The organism is Pseudomonas sp. NPDC089392 (genome assembly GCF_044749595.1).
Lineage (GTDB): Bacteria > Pseudomonadota > Gammaproteobacteria > Pseudomonadales > Pseudomonadaceae > Aquipseudomonas.
Genome location: NZ_JBIVIF010000015.1, coordinates 47,999 through 68,114 on the forward strand (window position 1 = coordinate 47,999; position 20,116 = coordinate 68,114).

Here is a 20,116-nt window from a genome sequence, read left to right on the forward strand (position 1 = left end):
CTACAGTGCGCCCCGAAACCCACCCACCACGGGAACCCCGCCGTGAGCAAAAAGCCGAAAAAGCACGGCCCCAACAAGGCCAAGTCAATCGTCGCCCAACCGCTGTTCCGCTGCCGCCAGGAACAACCAAACAAGGGCAAAGGCAGCTACCGCCGCGAAGCCTTCCAATCGAGAGATTGGGAGGCTTCCTACTTTTGGGCAGCATGAAAGCATCGCAAGCGCAGGCATGGTATGGTCGTCACCTGACCTGCAATTCTGGATCTGTGCATGCTCTTCCGTCATTTCCCCCGTTGGGACACCCGCCAGCTGATCGCGGCCTCCAGCTTCATCCTGCTCGTGGCCTGCGCGGAAAAACCCACCGCTGCCGACGCACTGCCGCTGGCCCCTGCCCAACCCGCCCCAGTGGTGACCGTGCCCGGCGCAACGCCAGACGCCAGCACTGAAATCCAGCCTCTGCAAACCTTCGCGCAATGGCAGGCGGGCTTCCGCCAGCAAGCCCTGCAAGCCGGCATTTCGCCGAACACCTTCGACCGCGCCTTCCTCGGTGTTACCCCCGACATGGACGTGATCAAGGCCGACCGCAGCCAGCCAGAGTTCACCCGCCCGGTATGGGAATACCTCGAAGGCGCCCTGTCGCCCCTGCGTGTGCGCAATGGCAAGAAGCTGCTGGAGCAGAACGCCGAGCTGCTGACGCGCATCGAACAACGCTACAACGTCGACCGCCAGGTGCTGGTGGCGGTGTGGGGCATGGAAAGCAACTTCGGCCAGTTCCAGGGCAACAAGTCGGTGATCCGCTCGCTGGCTACCCTGGCCTATGAGGGCCGTCGCCCACAGTTCGCCCAAGACCAGCTGATCGCCGCACTGCAGATCATCCAGCATGGCGACATCCAGCCAGAAGCCATGCGCGGCTCGTGGGCCGGTGCCATGGGCCAGACCCAGTTCATCCCGACCACCTACAACACCCATGCCGTGGACTTTGACGGCGATGGCCGCCGTGATATCTGGAACAGCACCCCGGATGCCCTGGCCTCGACCGCGCACTACCTGCAGAGCTCGGGCTGGAAGCGTGGCCAGCCGTGGGGTTTCGAGGTACAGGTGCCGCCAGGCTTTGATTTCTGGCAGGCCGATGGTGCGCTGCGCAAGCCGGTGAACGAGTGGCTGGCAATGGGCGTGAAACTGCCAGCAGGCACGCAACTGCCGGCAGGTAGCAACCAGCTGTCTGCCGCCCTGCTGTTGCCGGCTGGCGCACGCGGGCCGGCGTTCCTGGTGCTGGACAACTTCCGCGCCATCCTCAAGTACAACAACTCGTCGTCCTATGCGCTGGCGGTAAGCCTGCTGGGTGATCGCTTCAGCGGCTGGGGCTTCATTGCCAGCAGCTGGCCGAAGGAAGACCTGCCGCTCAGCCGCAGCGAGCGCATGGAGTTGCAGAACCTGTTGAACAGCCGTGGGCATGAGGCGGGTAATGCTGATGGCATTATCGGTGCCAATACCCGCAAGGCCATCCGCAATGCCCAGCAGGGGCTGGGGTGGCCGGCGGATGGGTATCCGACCCATAAGCTGCTTGAGAGCCTGCGTAGCCAGTGAGATTGCCGGGGGCGCGTTGCGCCCCTATCGCGACACAAGGCCGCTCCTACAGGGATCGCGTTATCCCAATGCATCGGGGGATCGCGTTACCCGATGCATCAGTGATCGCGTTGTCCCAATGCTTCGCGACCCCCTGTAGGAGCGGCCTTGTGTCGCGATGGGCTGCAAAGCAGCCCCAAAAATCTCAAGCCCTGAACAAGTCCTGTTCCAACACCAAACTCTGCTGACCACTGTCCAACCTGACCCGAGCCCCCAGCGGCAAGCACACATTCGGGTCACAATGCCCACTGCGCCACCCGGCCAGCACCGGCACCCCCAGCGGGCCGCAGGTATCCTCCAGCAACGGCGCCAGCGCCGCCGTGGTAATCCCGGCAAAATCCCCCACCAGCACGCCCTTGACCCCCGCCAGTTTGCCCGCCAGGCGCAGCTGGGTCAGCAACCGGTCTACCCGGTACAGCGGCTCGTTGACGTCCTCGATGAACAGAATGCAGCCCTGGGTATCCAGTTCGGCAAGGGTCCCCATGGTCGCGCCCAGCATCGACAGGTTGCCCCCCAGCAACGGCCCGCTGGCCACACCTGGCAGCACACTGTCCAAAGCAAAGTCCACCGGGTGCGCGACCTGCTCGCCCGCCCGCACATGCCCACCCAGCTGCGCCAGTAACGACGACTCGGTCGGTGGCAACTTTGCCCCCAACAGATCGGCATTGAGCATTGCGCCATGGAAGGTGATCAGCCCGGCATGCCGGTAGATCGCCGTGTGCAGTGCGGTGATGTCGCTGTAGCCGATCAGTGGCTTGGGGTTGCGCCGAATAAGCTCGAAATCGAGCCCGTCGAGCAGGCGCATGCTGCCGTAGCCGCCACGCATGCACAGGATGGCGTCGATGGCCGGGTCGGCAAAGGCATCATGCAGGTCCTGCAGGCGCTGCTGGTCCGGCCCAGCCAGGTAACCCTGGGCCTGAAGGGCGCCCGGGTAGATACGGCAACGGTAGCCGCGGTCAACGAACCACTGGCTGACCTTTTGCGTGTCCAGCCGCGCCGCGCCCGCCGGGGCGACAATGGCAAAGCAGGCGTTACGCGGCAACGCCGCTGGCAGGCAGGGTTGAATGGTTTCGGCGCAATTCATCGCGGCTCCTTGCAGCGCGTGGAACACAAACAAAAATGCCGATGCCGCCTTTCGGCGCGCATCGGCATGCGTGGCTCTGCGCTTGGCTCAGAGCTTGATCTTGGCTTCGTGAGCCTGCTGGTCTGCATGGTACGAAGAACGCACCAGCGGGCCAGAAGCGACGTTCTTGAAGCCCATCTTGTAACCTTCCTCGGCGAACCAGGCGAAGGTGTCCGGGTGGACAAAACGCTGCACCGGCAGGTGGCTGCGAGACGGCTGCAGATACTGGCCGAGGGTGAGCATATCGATGTCATGCTCGCGCATGCGGTGCATCACTTCGATCACTTCTTCGTCGGTTTCGCCCAGGCCGAGCATCAGGCCCGACTTGGTCGGCACGTGCGGTACCAGCTGCTTGAACTTCTGCAGCAGGTCCAGCGACCAGTCGTAGTCCGAACCCGGGCGCGCGGCTTTGTACAGACGCGGTACGGTTTCGAGGTTGTGGTTGAACACATCCGGCGGCTCTTGCGCGGTGATTTCCAGGGCAACGTCCATGCGGCCACGGTAGTCTGGCACCAGGGTTTCCAGCTGTACGCCCGGCGACAGCGCGCGGATTTCGCGGATACAGTCGGCGAAGTGCTGGGCACCACCGTCACGCAGGTCGTCGCGGTCCACCGAGGTGATCACCACGTACTTCAAGCGCAGATCGGCGATGGCGACTGCCAGGTTTTTCGGCTCGTCCAGGTCCAGCGGTTTCGGCCGGCCGTGGCCGACGTCGCAGAACGGGCAGCGACGGGTGCAGATGTCACCCATGATCATGAAGGTTGCGGTACCACCAGAGAAGCACTCGCCCAGGTTCGGGCAGGAGGCTTCTTCGCACACGCTGTGCAGCTTGTGCTTGCGCAGCAGTTGCTTGATGCGGTCTACCTCGGGCGAAACCGGGATACGCACGCGGATCCAGTCAGGCTTTTTCGGCAGCTCGTCGGTCGGGATGATCTTTACCGGAATGCGCGCGACTTTGTCGGCGCCACGCAGTTTGACCCCAGCTTCCACCTTCTTCGGCGCTGGGCGCGGGGTGGCATCCTGGGTAGGTATCAGGTTCGGCACGGCTTCTTGCACAGTTGTCATATTCAGTCGATTCCGCCCGTGAGGGTCGTCTGCTCAGCGTAGTCGAGGTGCTTGACCAGCTGTCCGCGCAGCCTTGTCCTGACCTCGTCGAGTTCGATCGGGCCTGCCAGGTCGCGCAGCTGGGTCATGGCCAGCCCCGCATATCCGCAGGGGTTGATTCGGCGGAATGGCGCAAGGTCCATGTCCACGTTCAGGGCAAGGCCGTGGAACGAACGGCCGTTGCGAATTCGCAGGCCGAGGGAGGCGATTTTCGCTCCATCGACATAGACGCCCGGGGCATCGGGCTTGGCCGCAGCCTGGACGTCGTAACTGGCAAGCAGATCAACCAGGGTCTGCTCGATACGGCTGACCAGCTCGCGCACGCCAAAGCCTAGCCGGCGTACATCCAGCAGCAGGTAGGCTACCAGCTGCCCGGGACCATGGTAGGTCACCTGGCCACCGCGGTCGGTCTGCACCACCGGGATGTCGCCCGGCACCAGCAGGTGCTCGGCCTTGCCGGCCTGGCCCTGGGTGAAGACCGCGGGGTGTTCGACCAGCCAGATTTCATCCTGGCTGTCCGGGCTGCGCTGCTCGGTGAAGCGACGCATGGCCTCCAGCACCGGTTCATAGGGCTGCAGGCCAAGCTCGCGAAAACCGAGACAGGCGGACATCAGAGCACCATTTTCACGATGCCGGTAGCACGCAGGGCGCTGTTGATATCGTGCAGCTGGTTCTCGCTTTCGGCAACGATGTGCAATTGCACGGTGGTGTACTTGCCTTCCTTGCTCTGGCGTTCAGCCAGGGTGGAAAGGTCGACCTTGGCGTGCTTGCTGAGGATCTCGATTACCGTGTCCTTGAAGCCGACAACGGTATCGCCGATCACCTTGATCGGGTAATCGTCGCAAGGGAATTCGATTTTGTGCGACTTTACGTCTGGTTCGCTCATGGCGGAAACGGCCTCGTAAGCCGTGGCAACAACAAGCCCCCGCCAGATGTGCGGGGGCTTGCCGGTCACGTATCAGTTGAACAAGCCATAGAAGAATAGACGGATGCTATCCCACATACGACGGAAGAAACCACCTTCCTCGACGCCATCAAGGGCAATCAGGTTGGCGCTGTGAACCACTTGCTCGTCCAGTTTGACTTCCACTTTACCGATCACGTCACCTTTGGCGATTGGCGCGGTAATTTGTGGGTTCATGGTCATCGAAGCCTGCAGGCGCTTCAATTGGCCTTTAGGCATAGTCATGGTCAGGTCGTCTGCCAGGCCCGCCTTGACGATACCGGCGGAGCCTTTCCAGACCGGAGCCTGGGTCAGCTCGGTGCCTTTCTGGTAGAAGGTCTGGGTTTCGAAGAAGCGGAAACCATAGGTCAGCAGCTTCTGGGTCTCGGCAGCACGCGATTGCTCGCTGTTGGTGCCAAACACCACGGCGATCAGGCGCTGGCCATCGCGAACCGCCGAGGCCACCATGCAGTAGCCGGCTTCATCGGTGTGGCCGGTTTTCAGCCCGTCGACGGTCTTGTCACGCCACAGCAGCAGGTTGCGGTTGGGCTGCTTGATGTTGTTCCAGAAGAACTCTTTCTGCGAGTAGATGGCGTAGTGGGCCGGGTCGACGTTGATGATCGCACGGGCCAGGGTTGCCATGTCGTGAGCCGACGAGTAGTGCTCCGGGTTCGGCAGACCGGTCGGGTTCATGAAGTGGCTGTTGCTCATGCCCAGGTCGGCAGCCGTCTTGTTCATCATGTCGGCGAAGGCATCTTCGCTGCCGGCGATGTGCTCGGACAGGGCCACCGAGGCGTCGTTGCCGGACTGGATGATGATGCCGTGCAGCAGGTCGCTGACGGTAACCTGGCTACCCACCTTGATGAACATGCGCGAACCGCCAGTGCGCCAGGCGTTTTCGCTGACGGTAACTGGGTCGTTCTCGCCGATCTGGCCGCGACGGATGTCCAGGGTGGCGATGTAGGCCGTCATCAGCTTGGTCAGGCTGGCTGGCGGCAGGCGCTCGTCACCGTTGTTCTCGACCAGCACGTTGCCGCTGGACGCGTCCATGAGTACGTAGGACTTGGCAGCCAGTTGCGGTGGTGCCGGCGTCATCTGCTCAGCCGCGAAGGCGGCAGGCGTGATCATCAGCAGTACAGGCAGGCAAAGTCGTTTGGCAAGGTTGGTGATGTTCATCCGTCTCTCGAAAATCGCTAATGGTCTGATGTTCCCTGGGCAAGATCGTGCGCCCAGCGCCAGTCAGTCTAGTTTTATGGCCGTAGGCCTGGCCCACGAACGTGCGGCTTTATGTCGCTGCGGGCAAAAGCCGACATTGTACATGGCCGTGCCCGGCAATTCATGACAAAACCGACAGTTTAACGGTGGCGTTGCTTGGGAGTGCGGTCATTGTAGGAGCGGCCTTGTGTCGCGAAAGGGCTGCAAAGCAGCCCCAGCAATTTTTGCATTCTTGCAGAAACCCTGGGGCCGCCTTGCGGCCCTTTCGCGACACAAGGCCGCTCCTACACAAAGCGCATCAAGGCTGCACTGCCACTGTCAGTCAGCTGTGACCAGCTTGGCCTGCCCCAAGTTCGCCAGGCGGATGCTGTCTTGTGCTTGCTGGATCTCGCCCTGGCTGCCGATCGGCCCCAGGCGCACGCGGTGCAGGGTCTGCTGGTTACGCACGATCGAGCTGATGAACACCGGCGCATTGACCATGGTGCTGAGCTTGGAGCGCAGCAGTTCGGCGGCGTCCGGGTTGGCGAAGGCGCCCACCTGCAGGAAGCTGCCACCCGCACCGCCCGGCACGTTGTTGCCGCCCACCTGCACCGGCACCACCGGCGCCGCATGCTGCTGCGGCGGCGGCGTCCATTGCTCGACGCGCCCGGTAGTGGCCGGTATTGCCTGGGTCTGCGCCACTTGCGGCTCCTTCAGCACCATCGGTGGCGTCTGGCCACGCTGGGCCCACCATTGCTGTGGGTCGATGCCCTCGACGCGCACATGCGCAGTGCCGATCTCGGCATAACCGAGCTTTTTCGCCGCGGCATAGGACAAGTCGATGATGCGGTCGGAATAGAACGGACCACGGTCATTGACCCGCAGGATCACGCTGCGGCCGTTGGCCAGGTTGGTCACCTTGACATAGGCCGGCAGCGGCAGGGTCTTGTGCGCCGCGCTCATGCCGTACAGGTCGTACAATTCGCCGTTGGCCGTGTTCTGCCCGTGGAACTTGGTGCCGTACCACGACGCAGTGCCCTCGGCGCGGTAGTTGCGCGAGTCCTGCATCGGGTAGTAGGTCTTGCCCAGCACCGTGTACGGGTTGGCCTTGTAGTTACCCGTGTGCACGGTTGGCGTGGCGTCGGGGATCTTGTTCACATCCACGTCCCACCACGGCGCGCCGTCCTTGTGCGCCCGGTTGATGTCCAGGCCCGGCTGGCTGCGCACGACGTTGCCACTGCTTTGCTGGGCTGGGCGATTGGAGGAGCAGCTGGCCAGCACCACGCCGATGGCGAGGCAGCTGAGCAGCTTGAACGAGTTGGCAGAGATGATTGCGCGCATTACTTGACGCCCCGTACTTGGACCAGCTGTTCCGCAAGCTGATGCACCGCCATGGCATACATCACGCTGCGGTTGTAGCGAGTGATCGCGTAGAAGTTCTTCAGGCCCATCCAGTATTCAGGGCCACTGTCACCCTCGAGACGGAAGGCGGTAACCGGCAGATCATCGCGCAGCGAATCATGAACCGACCAGCCAAGCGCGCGCAACTCCCCGACCGTCTTCACCGGCTCGATGCCGGTGGTCAGGCCTTCGTCGGCGCGCTCTCCGTCCACCCAGGCGCGGCTGACCACACCCTCGCCGGCCACCCAGCCGTGGCGCTTGAAGTAGCTGGCGACGCTGCCGATGGCATCATCCGGGTTGTTCCAGATATTGATATGGCCGTCGCTGTCGAAGTCCACCGCGTAGTTGCGGAAGCTGCTCGGCATGAACTGCGGCAAGCCCATGGCGCCGGCATAGGAGCCTTTGAGCGTGAGCGGGTCAAGCTGCTCTTCGCGCGCCAACAGCAGGAATTCGCGCAGTTCCTTGCGGAAGAACTCGGCCCGAGGCGGGTAATCGAAGCCCAGGGTCGACAGGGCGTCGATCACCCGGTAATTGCCCGTATTGCGGCCAAAGAAGGTTTCCACGCCAATGATCGCGACGATGTACTGCGCCGGTACGCCGTATTCCTGCTCGGCGCGGGCCAGCACGGCCTCGTGCTGGCGCCAGAAGTCGACACCGCGGGCGATGCGCGCGTCGGTGATGAACATCGGCCGGTAGTCCTTCCACGGCTTGACCCGTTCGGCCGGGCGCGAAATGGCGTCGAGGATCGACTGCTTGCGCTCTACTTCACGGAACACGCCCATCAACTGCTCAGGGGCAAAGCCATAGTCGCGGCTCATCTCCCCAACGAACTCGGCCACCTGGGGCGAGCCTTGATAATCGCCGGCATGGGCCAGCTGTACAGCGCCGAACAGGCCCACCGCGCCGATCCACGGCGCACAACGGGCAGCCCAGTTACGCACTGCTTGCATGAAATTGTTCACCTTATTCAAACCTGCGCGATCCATTTGCGGTGCGTGTGGATCGACATCAGAACGCCAAACGCTGACAGCAGCGTCACCAACGATGTTCCGCCATAGCTGATGAAGGGCAGCGGCACGCCCACCACGGGCAGGAGGCCGCTGACCATACCGATATTGACGAACACGTATACAAAGAAGGTCATGGTCAGGCTGCCTGCCAGCAGCTTGCCAAACAGGGTCTGCGCCTGGGCGGTGATCATCAGGCCGCGGCCGATCAGCAGCAGGTACACGATCAGCAGGAGGCAGATGCCAACCAGGCCGAATTCCTCGCCGAGCACGGCGATGATGAAGTCGGTGTGGCTTTCCGGCAGGAAGTCCAGGTGCGACTGGGTGCCCAGCAGCCAGCCCTTGCCGAATACCCCGCCCGAGCCGATTGCCGCTTTGGACTGGATGATGTTCCAGCCAGTGCCCAACGGGTCGCTTTCCGGGTCGAGGAAGGTCAGTACCCGCTGTTTCTGGTAGTCGTGCATGACGAAGAACCACATCGCCACCGCCACCGGCACCGCCGCCGCCAGCACGCTGATGATCCAGCGCCAGCGCAGCCCGCCCATGAACAGCACGAAGGCACCCGAGGCGAGAATCAGCAGCGCCGTGCCCAGGTCGGGCTGGCGCACGATCAGGATGAACGGCACGCCGATCAGCACCAGGCTGATCGCCACGTGCTTCAGGTGCGGCGGCAAGGTGCGCTTGGACAGGTACCAGGCGATGGTCGCCGGCATGATGATCTTCATGAATTCCGAAGGCTGGAAGCGGATCACCCCGGGGATGTTGATCCAGCGTGTGGCGCCCATGGCGTTGTGACCCATCACGTCCACCACCACCAGCAACAGCACCCCGGTCAGGTAGGCCAGCGGCACCCAGCGGGCCATGAAGCGCGGTTCCAGCTGGGCGATGACGAACATCGACACCAGGCCGATGCCGAACGAAGTGGCCTGCTTGAGCAGCAGGTCCCAGTTCTTGCCACTGGCCGAATAGAGCACGAACAGGCTGCCGGCCGCGAGGGTCAGCAAAATGACCAGCAAGGGGCCATCGATATGGACGCGCTGCAGAAAGCTGGCGCGCCGACGCATCACATCCTCGCTGGAGAGCATGCGATCGAAATTGTTCATCACAGGGCCGATTCCTGGGTCACGGTAGCAGGCGCTAGCTCGGGCTTGAGCCGGCCGTTTTCGTCAAGCAGCCAGGCGTCCATGATCTGGCGTACCACCGGTGCGGCGACACCCGAGCCGGACTCACCGTTCTCGACCATCACCGAGACCACGATCTTCGGATCTTCGGCCGGGGCAAAGGCGACGAACAGGGCGTGGTCGCGGTGGCGCTCCTGAAGCTTGTTGCGGTCGTATTTCTCGCCCTGCTTGATCGCCACCACCTGGGCGGTACCGCTCTTGCCGGCAATGCGGTACTGGGCGCCGGCCGCAGCCTTGCGCGCAGTACCGCGGGCGTTGTGCATTACCTGTTCCATGCCATGCGTCACCTTGGCCCAGTCGGACTTGTCACGCAACACGATGTCTTCCATCGGGTTGTCGTCCACCGGCGGCTGGCCTTCGATGGTCTTGGCCAGGTGCGGGCGGTTCCACACACCCTTGTTGGCGATCAGGGCAGTGGCCTGGGCCAGTTGCAACGGCGTGGCCTGCATGTAGCCCTGGCCGATGCCAAGGATCAGGGTTTCGCCGGGGAACCAGGCCTGGCGACGGGTAGCACGCTTCCATTCGCGCGATGGCATCAGCCCGGCAGACTCCTCGAACATGTCGAGGGACACCCGCTGGCCGATGCCGAACTTGTTCATGTAGCTGGACAGCCGATCAATGCCCATCTTGTGCGCAAGGTCGTAGAAGTAGGTGTCGTTGGAGCGCATGATCGCGGTGTCCAGGTCGACCCAGCCATCGCCGGAGCGGTTCCAGTTACGGTATTTGTGGTCGTAGTTGGGCAGCTGGTAGTAGCCCGGGTCGAACACCCGGCTGCTGGCATTGACCACGCCACTGTCCAGGCCGGCGATGGCCACCGCCGGCTTGATGGTCGAACCCGGTGGGTACAGGCCACGCAGTACCCGGTTGAACAGCGGCCGGTCGATCGAATCGCGCAACTCGGCGTAGGCCTTGAAGCTGATGCCGGTGACGAACAGGTTGGGGTCGAAGCTGGGCTGGCTGACCATCGCCAGCACCTCGCCGGTTCGCGGGTCGAGCGCCACCACCGCGCCACGCCGGCCACCCAGGGCGGCCTCGGCGGCTTCCTGCAGCTTGATGTCCAGGCTCAGCACGATGTCCTTGCCCGGTTTCGGGTCGGTGCGCTTGAGCACCCGCAGCACACGGCCACGGGCGTTGGTCTCGACTTCCTCGTAACCCACCTGGCCATGCAGGGCGTCTTCGTAGAAGCGCTCGATGCCGGTCTTGCCGATATGGTGGGTGCCGCTGTAGTTCACCGGGTCGAGCGTTTTCAGCTCTTTCTCGTTGATCCGCCCCACGTAACCGACCGAATGGGCGAAATGCGCGCCTTGCGGGTAGTGGCGCACCAGTTGGGCCACCACTTCCACGCCCGGCAGGCGGAACTGGTTCACCGCCACGCGGGCGATCTGCTCTTCATTGAGTTCGAACAGGATCGGCACCGGCTCGAACGGCCGGCGCCCCTGGCGCATGCGTTTCTCGAACAACGCCCGGTCATCATCCGTCAGCTCCAGAACTTCGACGATGGTATCCAGCACTTCCTGCCAGTTACCCGCACGTTCGCGGGTCATCGACAGGCTGAAGCTGGGCCGGTTGTCGGCAACGATCACGCCGTTGCGGTCGAAGATCAGCCCACGGGTCGGCGGGATCGGCTGCACATGCACCCGGTTGTTCTCCGACAGCGTCGAGTGATAGTCGTACTGGATGATCTGCAGGTAGTACAGCCGGGCGACCAGCACGCAAATAAGCAGCATGACCGCCACTGCGCCGACCACGACGCGGTTGCGCACCAGGCGGGCGTCTTTCTCGTGGTCCTTGAGACGGATCGGCTGCGACATCGGACTGCTTACAGGCTCATTTGTGGTAAGGGTGCCCGGACAACACGGTCCAGGCGCGGTAGATCTGCTCGCCGATGAGTATCCTTACCAACGGGTGCGGCAGGGTCAGCGGCGACAGCGACCAGCGTTGCTCGGCGCGCGCGCATACCTCAGGCGCCAGGCCTTCCGGGCCTCCCACCATCAAATTGACCGTACGCGCATCCAGGCGCCAGCGGTCCAACTCGGTCGCCAGCTGCTCGGTACTCCAGGGCTTGCCATGGACCTCGAGGGTGACGATGCGTTCCCCAGGCTGAACCTTGCTCAGCATGGCTTCGCCCTCCTGACGGATCAGGCGGGCGACGTCGGCATTCTTGCCACGGGTGTTCAGCGGGATTTCCACCAGCTCCAGCGACAGCTCGGCGGGCAGGCGCTTGGCATATTCATGCCAGCCTTCCTCAACCCACTTCGGCATGCGCGAGCCGACCGCGATCAGGCGCAAACGCACAGCGCTTTCCTTATTCGCGGTCTTTGAGCTTGTCGGAGTACTCGTGGGCGTGGTCCGGGCTGTGGTGCTTGCCATCGGCGGCACGGCTTTGCTCGGCACCCTGCCACAGGCGCTCCAGGTCGTAGAACTGGCGGGCAGCGGCGGTCATCATGTGCACGATGACGTCGTTCAGGTCCAGCAGCACCCAGTCGCTGTCGCCCTTGCCTTCTTCACCCAGTGGCTGGGCGCCCTTGGCCTTGACCGCTTCGCGAACCTTTTCGGCCATCGCGTTGATCTGGCGGTTGGAGGTACCGGTGGCAATGATCATGTAGTCGGTCAGGCTGTGCTTCTCGCGCACGTCGATGACCTGGATGTCCTGGGCCTTGACGTCTTCCAGCGCGGCCTTGGTCACTGCGACCAGTTCTTCGCCGTAAATTTTCTGCTTGGTCATATAAAACTCGTTCAACTCGTTGGATGAGGCGCCAGAGGCACCGTCAGTTGGGCGCACGATACAGTTCGTGCGCCTCGATATAGGCCAGTACGGCGTCCGGCACCAGGAACCTCACCGATTTGCCGCTGGCCAGCAGCTGTCGGATCTGTGTAGCCGACACCGCAAGCGGTGTCTGCCAGACGAACGAAATATTTCCCGCCGGGCCGGACATGGCGGTGGGATCGCTCTCCGAGCGCGCAGCCAGCAGGTTGCGCAGCTCGTCAGGGGGTTCTACGTCGGCATCCGGGCGTTGCAGCACCAGGATGTGACAGTGTTGCAGCAATTCTTCCCAGCGGTGCCAGCCGGGCAAGCCACAGAAAGCATCCCAGCCCAGCACCAGGAACAGCTGGTCGCTGCTGGCAAGCTCGGCGCGGATCGACTCCAGCGTATCGATGGTGTACGACGGCTTGTCGCGCTCCAGCTCGCGGGCGTCGACGCTCAGGCAAGCCACGCCCTGCACTGCTTCGCGGACCATGGCCAGGCGGTCTTGCGCAGCCACCTGCGGGGTATCACGGTGTGGCGGCCGGGCATTGGGCAGCAGGCGTAACTCGTCCAGCCCCATGAGCTCGGCGACTTCCAGCGCGCTGCGCAGGTGGCCGATGTGCACGGGGTCGAAGGTGCCGCCTAGAATGCCGATGCGCCGGACTGCCTGGGCCTTGCTCAACTCAGCAGGACCCCTGGCCGCGCAGCTGGCCGTCGCCGATCACCACGTATTTTTCGCAGGTCAGGCCTTCCAGGCCGACCGGGCCGCGGGCATGCAGCTTGTCGGTGGAAATGCCGATTTCCGCACCCAGGCCGTACTCGAAGCCGTCGGCGAAGCAGGTCGGGGTGTTGAGCATGACCGATGCCGAATCGACTTCAGCCATGAACTGACGGGCTTCGCCCTGGTGTTCGCTGATGATCGAGTCGGTGTGGTGCGAGCCATAGTGGTTGATGTGCTCGATGGCCTGGTCCAGGCCATCGACGACGCGGATCGACAGGATCGCGTCGAGGTACTCGGTGTGCCAGTCGTCTTCAGTGGCCGGTTTGGCCTCGATCAGCGCGCGGGTACGCTCGCAGCCACGCAGCTCCACGCCCTTCTCCTGGAAGCGGCGGGCCATCTCCGGCAGGAAGCGCTCGGCCACCTGCTGGTCGACCAGCAGGCTTTCCATCGCGCCGCAGATACCGTAGCGGTAGGTCTTGGCGTTGAAGGCCACGTTCCAGGCCTTGCCCAGGTCGGCGTGCTGGCTGACATAGACGTGGCAGATACCGTCCAGGTGCTTGATGACCGGCACGCGGGCGTCGCGGCTGATGCGCTCGATCAGGCCACGGCCGCCGCGCGGGACGATGACGTCGACGAATTCCGGCATGCTGATCAGCGCGCCTACGGCTTCGCGGTCGGTTGTCTCGACCACTTGCACCACTGCCGCCGGCAGGCCGGCCTCGGCCAAGCCGCGCTGGATGCAAGTGGCGATGGCACGGTTGGAGTGGATAGCCTCGGAGCCGCCACGCAGGATGGTCGCGTTACCCGACTTCAGGCACAGGCTGGCGGCATCGATGGTCACGTTCGGGCGCGATTCGTAGATGATCCCGATCACCCCCAGCGGCGTGCGCATCTTGCCGACCTGGATACCCGATGGGCGGTAGCTCATGTCGCGGATGGCACCGACCGGGTCCGGCAGGCTGGCCACCTGGCGCAGGCCGGTGATCATGCCGTCGATACGCGCCGGGGTAAGCGCCAGGCGGTCGAGCAGCGCCGGCTCCAGGCCGTTGGCACGGCCAGCGGCCAGGTCCAGCTCGTTGGCAGCGGTCAGCTCGGCACGGGCAGCGTCCAGTGCCTCGGCGGCGGCTTGCAGGGCGCGGTTCTTCTGCGCGGTGCTGGCACGGCCGATCACCCGGGAAGCCTCACGGGCAGCGCGACCCAGGCGGGTCATGTAGTCAAGAACGGACTCAGTCATGGGTTCGGTGTCTTGGCGAAAGGGGAAATCGGCTGATTATAACTGCCGCGCAGGTATACGCCCAGCGGCGGGAGGCGGATGGTAGAAAATGGCGGGGGCAATGTGCAGGAAAGATGTAACCAGGGTTATCGAAATTTCTATCTCCTGTTGTGGCCCTTTCGCGGGTGAACCCGCTCCTACAGGGGCTGCACGAGGCCTGAGTGCTGTGCTGTACCTGTGGGAGCGGGTTCACCCGCGAAGACGCCGGCACTGCCAACATCACTCTCGGTTCAGCCTCGATTAAGCCATTCATTGCTATCATCCCCGCCTCCCCAGCCGCGAACCGTCCGCATGCCTGCCCTGCCCGACAGCTTTTTCGACCGCGACGCCCAGACCCTGGCCAAAGCCCTGCTCGGCAAGGTCATTCGCCACCGCCATGGCGACCTGTGGCTGGCCGCGCGCATCATCGAGACCGAGGCCTACTACCTCACCGACAAAGGCAGCCATGCCTCGCTCGGCTACACGGAAAAACGCAAGGCACTGTTCCTCGACGGCGGGCACATCTACATGTACTACGCCCGCGGCGGCGATTCGCTGAACTTCAGCGCCCATGGGCCGGGCAACGCGGTGCTGATCAAGTCCGCCTATCCTTGGCAGGACGCCCTCTCGGGCCCCAACAGCCTGGCACAGATGCAGCTGAACAACCCCGACGCCAGCGGCCAGTTGCGCCCGGCCGAACGCCTGTGTGCCGGGCAAACGCTGCTGTGCCGGGCGCTGGGCCTGAAGGTGCCGCATTGGGACGCCCAGCGCTTCGACGCCGAGCGCCTGTACGTGGAGGATTGCGGCAACGCCGTGCCACGGGTCATCCAGGCCGCCCGCCTGGGCATCCCGCACGGGCGCGACGAACACCTGCCCTACCGCTTCGTCGACGCCGAATACGCGCGCTTCTGCACGCGCAACCCGTTACGCCGCGGCCAACTTGAAGGCCGCGATTTCTTCATTCTCGAACAAGGAAGCTGAACCATGGGCCAATGGCTCGACAGCCTGACCGGCTGGCTCAGCGCCAACCCGCAGTGGCTTGGCCTGGCAATATTCCTGGTGGCCTGCATCGAATGCCTGGCCATTGCCGGCATTATCGTGCCGGGCACGGTACTGCTGTTCGCCGTCGCGGTACTGGCCGGCAGCGGTGCCTTCAGCCTGGGCGAAACGCTGCTGCTGGGCTTTCTCGGCGGCCTGTCGGGCGATGCCTTGTCCTATACGATAGGCAAGTACTTCCACCAGAACATCCGCCGCCTGCCACTGCTACGACACCACCCGGAATGGATTGGCAGCGCCGAAAGCTACTTCCAGCGCTATGGCATCGCCAGCCTGCTGGTGGGGCGCTTCATCGGCCCGCTACGGCCGATGCTGCCGATGGTCGCCGGCATGTTCGACATGCCGCTGCCGCGCTTCATCGCCGTCAGCCTGGTGGCCGGCGCCGGTTGGTCGGTGGCCTACCTGCTGCCCGGCTGGGCCACTGGCGCGGCCATGCGCCTGCCCCTGCCAGAAGGCTTCTGGCTGGATGCCGGGATCATCGCCGGCACCCTGGCAGTGCTACTTGGCCTGAGCCTGAACAGCAGCCTGCGTGACCAGCGCCACGGCACCCGACTGGTGGCAGGCCTGAGCTTTGTCGCCCTGGCCGCGCTGTTCCTCGGCTGGCCGTACCTGAATGAATTCGACCAAGGGATCATGACGCTGGTCCAGGAGCACCGCAGCCAGGCCATCGATGGCACCGTGGTGCTGGTGACCCGGCTGGGCGATTTCCGTACCCAACTGTTCCTTGGCGGTCTGCTGACCGGGCTGCTGCTGCTTGCCCGGCAATGGCGGCATGCCCTGTTCGCAGCGGGCGCACTGATGGGCACCGCAGTTGCCAACGGCACGCTGAAATGGCTGTTCTCCCGGGCCCGACCTGAGGTTTTGAGCGATCCATTGACCAGCTACAGCATGCCTAGCGGGCACAGTTCGGCGTCGTTTGCGTTCTTTCTGGTGATGGCCGTGCTGGCCGGGCGCGGACAGCCGCCGCGCATGCGCCTGACCTGGGTGGCGTTGGGCTGCATTCCGGCGCTGGCGATTGCCCTGTCGCGGGTGTACCTGGGGGCACACTGGCCGACCGACATCCTTGCCGGGGCTTTGCTGGCGTGCTGCGTGTGTGCGCTTAGCCTGACGCTGGTACAACACAAGCAGACGCTGCCGGCACTGCCCCAGCGGGTGTGGTGGCTGGTGTTGCCGGCGTGTATTGCGCTGCTGGCGTTCTTTGCCATGCATGCGTTGCCGCAGGCTTTACTGCGCTATCAGTATTGATGTTGTCTGTGCGGGCCTCTTCGCGGCGGTTCGACGCCTCGATGAACCCGCTCCTACAAGGAATGTACACGCCACGAAACCTGCGCCGCCCCTTGTAGGAGCGGGTTTACCCGCGAAGAGGCCGGCACAGGCAACACAGAACCCTCAGGCAAACAACTCACCCTGAATCCGCTCCAGCAGCTTCTGGATCTCCCCCAGCCGCTGCTGCGGCGAGTCAAGGGTCAGCAAATCCAGCTTGTCCTCTTCCATGAACGGCAGCAGGTACGCCAGCTGGTTGGCCAGCGCCTGGCGCCCGCCCACCGGGCGCGGCATGTCCAGCGCTTCGACCATCGGGTGCTCGCCAAGGGCCACCAGCAGTGCCAGCAGGTCATCGTCCGCCTCAAGCAACGGGCTGTCCGCCTGCTCCGGCAGCCATTGCACCTGGCCCACCAGCAACTGGTCCTTCTGCACCTCGGTGCTGTGCAGGTTGAAGCGCCGCACACCTTCAACCCGGATACCCAGCAAACCGTTGTCCTGCTGCACGAAGTCGCGGATCACCGCCTCGCAACCAATCGAGGCGACCACCGGCGGCGCCTTGCCGACCTGCTCGCCTTCCAGGATGCACACCACACCAAACCCTTCGCCCTGCTTCATGCAGCGGCCGATCATGTCCAGGTAGCGCGCCTCGAAAATCTGCAAATCAAGGAAGCAGCCAGGAAACAGCACGGTATTGAGTGGAAACAGCGGTAGCGTCATCACAATTCCTCAGGCCACCAGGCTGACCGCCAGCGGCAAAAACACCGCCGTGGCCACCCCCATCAGGCTCATTGCCAGCGCGGCAAAGGCGCCGCATTCGTCACTTTCCTGCAAAGCCACCGAAGTGCCCACCGCGTGCGCAGTCACACCCAGCGACATGCCGCGCGCCTCGGGGCTGTGCACGCCGAAGCGGCTCAGCAGCGCCGGGCCGAAGATCGCCCCGATCACCCCGGTGATCAGCACGAACACTGCCGCCAGCGCCGCCACGCCACCAATCTGCTCGGCCACCAGCATGGCGATCGGCGAGGTCACCGACTTCGGTGCCATGGTCATCAGGATCATGTGCTCGGCACCGAACCACCAGCCCAGCAGCAGACAGCACAGCGTGGCGAACAGACCTCCGACTACCAGCGTAGTAAAGATGGGCCAGAACAGCTGGCGGATCCGGCGCAGGTTGAGGTACAGCGGCACAGCCAAGGCCACGGTGGCGGGCCCCAGCAGAATGTTCATGATTTCGGTGCTCTTGCGGTATTCGCTGTAGTTGATGCCGCACAGCAGCAACACGCCGATCACCAGCAACATCGACACCAATACCGGTTGCAGAAAGATCCAGCGGGTCTTCTCGTAGGCTGCCAGCACAACCTGGTAAGCCCCGAGCGTGATGCCGATACCGAACAAAGGATGGTGAACCACCGCATCCAGCGCGCCTTGCCAGTCGAGCATCATGGCTGCCCCTCACGCTTGCCCTGGCGGTGGATGAGCTTTTGCATCAACACGCCGACAAACACCAGCGTCACCAGGCAGGAAATCAGCAAGGCCCCGGCAATGGCCCAGAAGTCGGCGGCAATGTCCTTGGCATACACCATCACTCCCACGGCCGGCGGTACCAGCAACAGCGGCAGGTAGCGCAGCAGGCTGCTGGCGGCCTCGTTCAGCGGTTTGCCTACCTCGCCACGGGCCATGAGGAAGAACAACAGCAGCAACAGGCCGATGATCGGCCCGGGCAGAAACGGCACCAACAGGTGGTTGATTGCCGTACCCAGCAGCTGGAACAGCACCAGCCAGGTCAAACCGCGCAACAGCATAAGCATCTCCCTCGGGCATGGCGGCCATTATAAGCACGTGCGGCTATATACCGATATTCGCCGAAAAGCTGGCAACTTGACTGAAACGGTTGATCGTGCTGATCTTGCACCTTCGTACCAACTTGCAATCTGGAGAGTCCGCGATGCCCTATGTACCGGTTACAGAGCTTTCGCAGTACGTTGGTAAGGAACTGGGCCACTCCGCCTGGCTGAAGATCGACCAGCAACGCATCAACCTGTTCGCCGAGGCGACGGGTGATTTCCAGTTCATCCACGTCGACCCGGAAAAGGCGGCAAAATCCCCGTTTGGCTGCACGATCGCCCATGGTTTCCTGACGTTGTCGCTTATTCCCGTGCTGATGGAGGACATTCTGGTCCTGCCGCAAGGGCTGAAGATGGTAGTGAACTACGGGCTGGACAGTGTGCGCTTCATCCAGCCGGTCAAGGTCAACAGCCAGGTACGGTTGAAGCTGGAACTGGCCCAGGTGACGGAGAAGAAGCCAGGGCAGTGGCTGCTCAAGGCGATTGCCACGTTGGAGATCGAAGGCGAAGATAAGCCTGCTTATATAGCTGAGTCGCTCTCGCTCTGTTTTGTCTGATGGATTTTTGGGGGCGCTGCGCGCCCCGATCGCGACACAAGGCCGCTCCTACAGGGGAATGCGATCATCTGTAGGAGCGGCCTTGTGTCGCGATCGGGCTGCGCAGCAGCCCCCTTCCCAAGCCAATCCACAAATCCCCCGCACTCGCGTAAACTGCCAGCCTTCGCGCAGCCTAGGGCTGCCCCTGTCGATTTACCAAAGGTGCCCGCCATGCCTTGGCTGCAAGTACGCCTGGCCATCAGCCCGGAACAAGCCGAAACCTACGAAGACGCCCTGCTTGAAGTAGGCGCCGTTTCGGTCACGTTCATGGACGCCGAAGATCAACCGATCTTCGAGCCAGACCTCAACACCACCCCGTTGTGGTCGCACACCCACCTGCTGGCGCTGTTCGAGGCCGATGCCGACCCAGAGCAGGTGTTCGCCCACCTGCGCCTGCTGACGGGCGCCGAGCTGCCCGAGCACCAGGCCGAAGTGATCGAGGACCAGGACTGGGAACGCAGCTGGATGGATGGTTTCCAGCCAATGCGCTTCGGCAACCGCCTGTGGATCGTGCCCAGCTGGCACGATGCCCCGGAAAAGGACGCGGTGAACCTGCTGCTCGACCCGGGCCTGGCCTTTGGCACCGGCACCCACCCCACCACCGCCCTGTGCCTGGAATGGCTCGACGGCCAGCAACTCGACGGCGCCCAGGTGCTGGACTTCGGCTGCGGCTCGGGCATCCTGGCCATCGCCGCGCTGCTGCTGGGCGCGCGTGAAGCGGTCGGCACCGACATCGACGTGCAGGCCATCGAGGCGTCGCGCGACAACGCCCAGCGCAACGGCATCGCCAATGAAAAGCTGGCGCTGTACCTGCCCGAGCACATGCCGGCCATGCAGGCCGACGTGCTGGTCGCCAACATCCTGGCCGGCCCACTGGTGTCGCTGGCGCCGCAGTTGTCTGGCCTGGTCCGCCCAGGTGGTTTGCTGGCGCTGTCGGGCATCCTCGCCGAGCAGGGTGAGGAAGTGGCCGCCGCCTACGCCGCCGACTTCGAGCTGGACCCGATCGTCGTGCGCGACGGTTGGGTGCGCATCAGTGGTCGCCGCCGTTAAGCGGGCCTAGAA

At 63.6% G+C, this 20,116-nt stretch carries 22 protein-coding genes; 6 read left to right on the plus strand and 16 right to left on the minus strand.

Going from position 1 to position 20,116, the window contains the following annotated elements; genetic code table 11:
* The first annotated feature begins 42 nt into the window (after positions 1-42).
* Both arfA and ACIP1G_RS15010 read left to right on the plus strand, forming a co-directional pair.
* Complete coding sequence (gene arfA, locus ACIP1G_RS15005; protein ID WP_400738271.1) at positions 43-207, plus strand: alternative ribosome rescue factor ArfA; 165 nt, start codon at positions 43-45, stop codon at positions 205-207.
* Positions 208-267: 60 nt separating this feature from the next.
* A complete protein-coding gene (locus ACIP1G_RS15010) occupies positions 268-1,584 on the plus strand; it encodes a lytic murein transglycosylase (protein WP_400738274.1) in 1,317 nt (438 codons plus the stop codon).
* Positions 1,585-1,768: 184 nt separating this feature from the next.
* Here the strand turns inward: ACIP1G_RS15010 and ACIP1G_RS15015 are convergent, their stop codons facing one another.
* The 13 genes from ACIP1G_RS15015 to ACIP1G_RS15075 all read right to left on the minus strand — a co-directional run bounded on the left by ACIP1G_RS15015 (position 1,769) and on the right by ACIP1G_RS15075 (position 14,277).
* A complete protein-coding gene (locus ACIP1G_RS15015; protein WP_400738277.1) occupies positions 1,769-2,707 on the minus strand; it encodes an LD-carboxypeptidase in 939 nt (312 codons plus the stop codon).
* An 87-nt stretch (positions 2,708-2,794) separates the two neighbouring features.
* Positions 2,795-3,811 carry a lipoyl synthase gene (lipA, locus tag ACIP1G_RS15020; RefSeq protein ID WP_003249742.1) on the minus strand — a complete coding sequence of 339 codons (1,017 nt, stop codon included), beginning with the start codon at positions 3,809-3,811 and terminating at the stop codon, positions 2,795-2,797.
* 2 nt (positions 3,812-3,813) lie between these two features.
* On the minus strand, positions 3,814-4,461 hold the full coding sequence (gene lipB, locus ACIP1G_RS15025) for a lipoyl(octanoyl) transferase LipB (RefSeq protein WP_201203597.1): 648 nt from the start codon (positions 4,459-4,461) through the stop codon (positions 3,814-3,816).
* Positions 4,461-4,736 carry a DUF493 domain-containing protein gene (locus ACIP1G_RS15030; protein WP_003249736.1) on the minus strand — a complete coding sequence of 92 codons (276 nt, stop codon included), beginning with the start codon at positions 4,734-4,736 and terminating at the stop codon, positions 4,461-4,463. The genes lipB and ACIP1G_RS15030 overlap by 1 nt, the downstream gene beginning before the upstream one ends.
* 72 nt (positions 4,737-4,808) lie before the next feature.
* On the minus strand, positions 4,809-5,969 hold the full coding sequence (locus ACIP1G_RS15035; RefSeq protein ID WP_400738280.1) for a D-alanyl-D-alanine carboxypeptidase family protein: 1,161 nt from the start codon (positions 5,967-5,969) through the stop codon (positions 4,809-4,811).
* A gap of 357 nt (positions 5,970-6,326) precedes the next feature.
* Positions 6,327-7,328, minus strand: coding sequence for a septal ring lytic transglycosylase RlpA family protein (locus tag ACIP1G_RS15040; RefSeq protein ID WP_400738283.1), 1,002 nt, complete (start codon positions 7,326-7,328; stop codon positions 6,327-6,329).
* Positions 7,328-8,338 carry a lytic murein transglycosylase B gene (gene mltB / locus ACIP1G_RS15045; protein ID WP_400738286.1) on the minus strand — a complete coding sequence of 337 codons (1,011 nt, stop codon included), beginning with the start codon at positions 8,336-8,338 and terminating at the stop codon, positions 7,328-7,330. The genes ACIP1G_RS15040 and mltB overlap by 1 nt, the downstream gene beginning before the upstream one ends.
* A 17-nt stretch (positions 8,339-8,355) precedes the next feature.
* Entirely contained in the window at positions 8,356-9,459 is a 1,104-nt protein-coding gene (gene rodA, locus ACIP1G_RS15050) for a rod shape-determining protein RodA (RefSeq protein WP_400738444.1), read from the minus strand.
* A gap of 38 nt (positions 9,460-9,497) precedes the next feature.
* Positions 9,498-11,387, minus strand: coding sequence for a penicillin-binding protein 2 (gene mrdA / locus ACIP1G_RS15055; protein WP_400738289.1), 1,890 nt, complete (start codon positions 11,385-11,387; stop codon positions 9,498-9,500).
* Positions 11,388-11,403: 16 nt separating this feature from the next.
* On the minus strand, positions 11,404-11,871 hold the full coding sequence (rlmH, locus tag ACIP1G_RS15060) for a 23S rRNA (pseudouridine(1915)-N(3))-methyltransferase RlmH (protein WP_003249722.1): 468 nt from the start codon (positions 11,869-11,871) through the stop codon (positions 11,404-11,406).
* A 10-nt stretch (positions 11,872-11,881) separates the two neighbouring features.
* Complete coding sequence (gene rsfS / locus ACIP1G_RS15065) at positions 11,882-12,301, minus strand: ribosome silencing factor (RefSeq protein WP_009685825.1); 420 nt, start codon at positions 12,299-12,301, stop codon at positions 11,882-11,884.
* Positions 12,302-12,344: 43 nt separating this feature from the next.
* A complete protein-coding gene (gene nadD, locus ACIP1G_RS15070; protein ID WP_400738293.1) occupies positions 12,345-13,004 on the minus strand; it encodes a nicotinate-nucleotide adenylyltransferase in 660 nt (219 codons plus the stop codon).
* Position 13,005: 1 nt separating this feature from the next.
* Positions 13,006-14,277 (minus strand): glutamate-5-semialdehyde dehydrogenase, encoded by a 1,272-nt coding sequence (locus ACIP1G_RS15075; protein ID WP_400738296.1) that lies wholly within the window; start codon positions 14,275-14,277, stop codon positions 13,006-13,008.
* 330 nt (positions 14,278-14,607) lie between these two features.
* Here ACIP1G_RS15075 and ACIP1G_RS15080 point away from each other — a divergent pair, with 330 nt between their 5' ends.
* Both ACIP1G_RS15080 and ACIP1G_RS15085 read left to right on the plus strand, forming a co-directional pair.
* Positions 14,608-15,276: a DNA-3-methyladenine glycosylase gene (locus tag ACIP1G_RS15080; protein WP_400738297.1), complete on the plus strand. Its 669-nt coding sequence runs from the start codon at positions 14,608-14,610 to the stop codon at positions 15,274-15,276.
* 3 nt (positions 15,277-15,279) lie between these two features.
* On the plus strand, positions 15,280-16,596 hold the full coding sequence (locus tag ACIP1G_RS15085) for a bifunctional DedA family/phosphatase PAP2 family protein (protein ID WP_400738299.1): 1,317 nt from the start codon (positions 15,280-15,282) through the stop codon (positions 16,594-16,596).
* A 144-nt stretch (positions 16,597-16,740) separates the two neighbouring features.
* Here ACIP1G_RS15085 and ACIP1G_RS15090 read toward each other — a convergent pair whose 3' ends face one another.
* The 3 genes from ACIP1G_RS15090 to ACIP1G_RS15100 are packed head-to-tail and all read right to left on the minus strand — an operon-like array spanning position 16,741 to position 18,416.
* A complete protein-coding gene (locus ACIP1G_RS15090; RefSeq protein WP_400738302.1) occupies positions 16,741-17,331 on the minus strand; it encodes an LON peptidase substrate-binding domain-containing protein in 591 nt (196 codons plus the stop codon).
* 9 nt (positions 17,332-17,340) lie between these two features.
* Entirely contained in the window at positions 17,341-18,057 is a 717-nt protein-coding gene (locus tag ACIP1G_RS15095) for an LrgB family protein (RefSeq protein WP_400738305.1), read from the minus strand.
* Entirely contained in the window at positions 18,054-18,416 is a 363-nt protein-coding gene (locus ACIP1G_RS15100) for a CidA/LrgA family protein (RefSeq protein WP_346643774.1), read from the minus strand. The genes ACIP1G_RS15095 and ACIP1G_RS15100 overlap by 4 nt, the downstream gene beginning before the upstream one ends.
* Before the next feature lie 143 nt (positions 18,417-18,559).
* On the opposite strand from ACIP1G_RS15100, the gene ACIP1G_RS15105 reads away from it, so the two are divergent.
* Both ACIP1G_RS15105 and prmA read left to right on the plus strand, forming a co-directional pair.
* The gene (locus tag ACIP1G_RS15105; protein WP_400738308.1) at positions 18,560-19,015 is read left to right on the plus strand and encodes a MaoC family dehydratase; all 456 of its coding nucleotides are present in this window, start codon (positions 18,560-18,562) and stop codon (positions 19,013-19,015) included.
* 210 nt (positions 19,016-19,225) lie between these two features.
* Positions 19,226-20,104: a 50S ribosomal protein L11 methyltransferase gene (prmA, locus tag ACIP1G_RS15110; RefSeq protein ID WP_400738310.1), complete on the plus strand. Its 879-nt coding sequence runs from the start codon at positions 19,226-19,228 to the stop codon at positions 20,102-20,104.
* Positions 20,105-20,116: the final 12 nt, after the last annotated feature.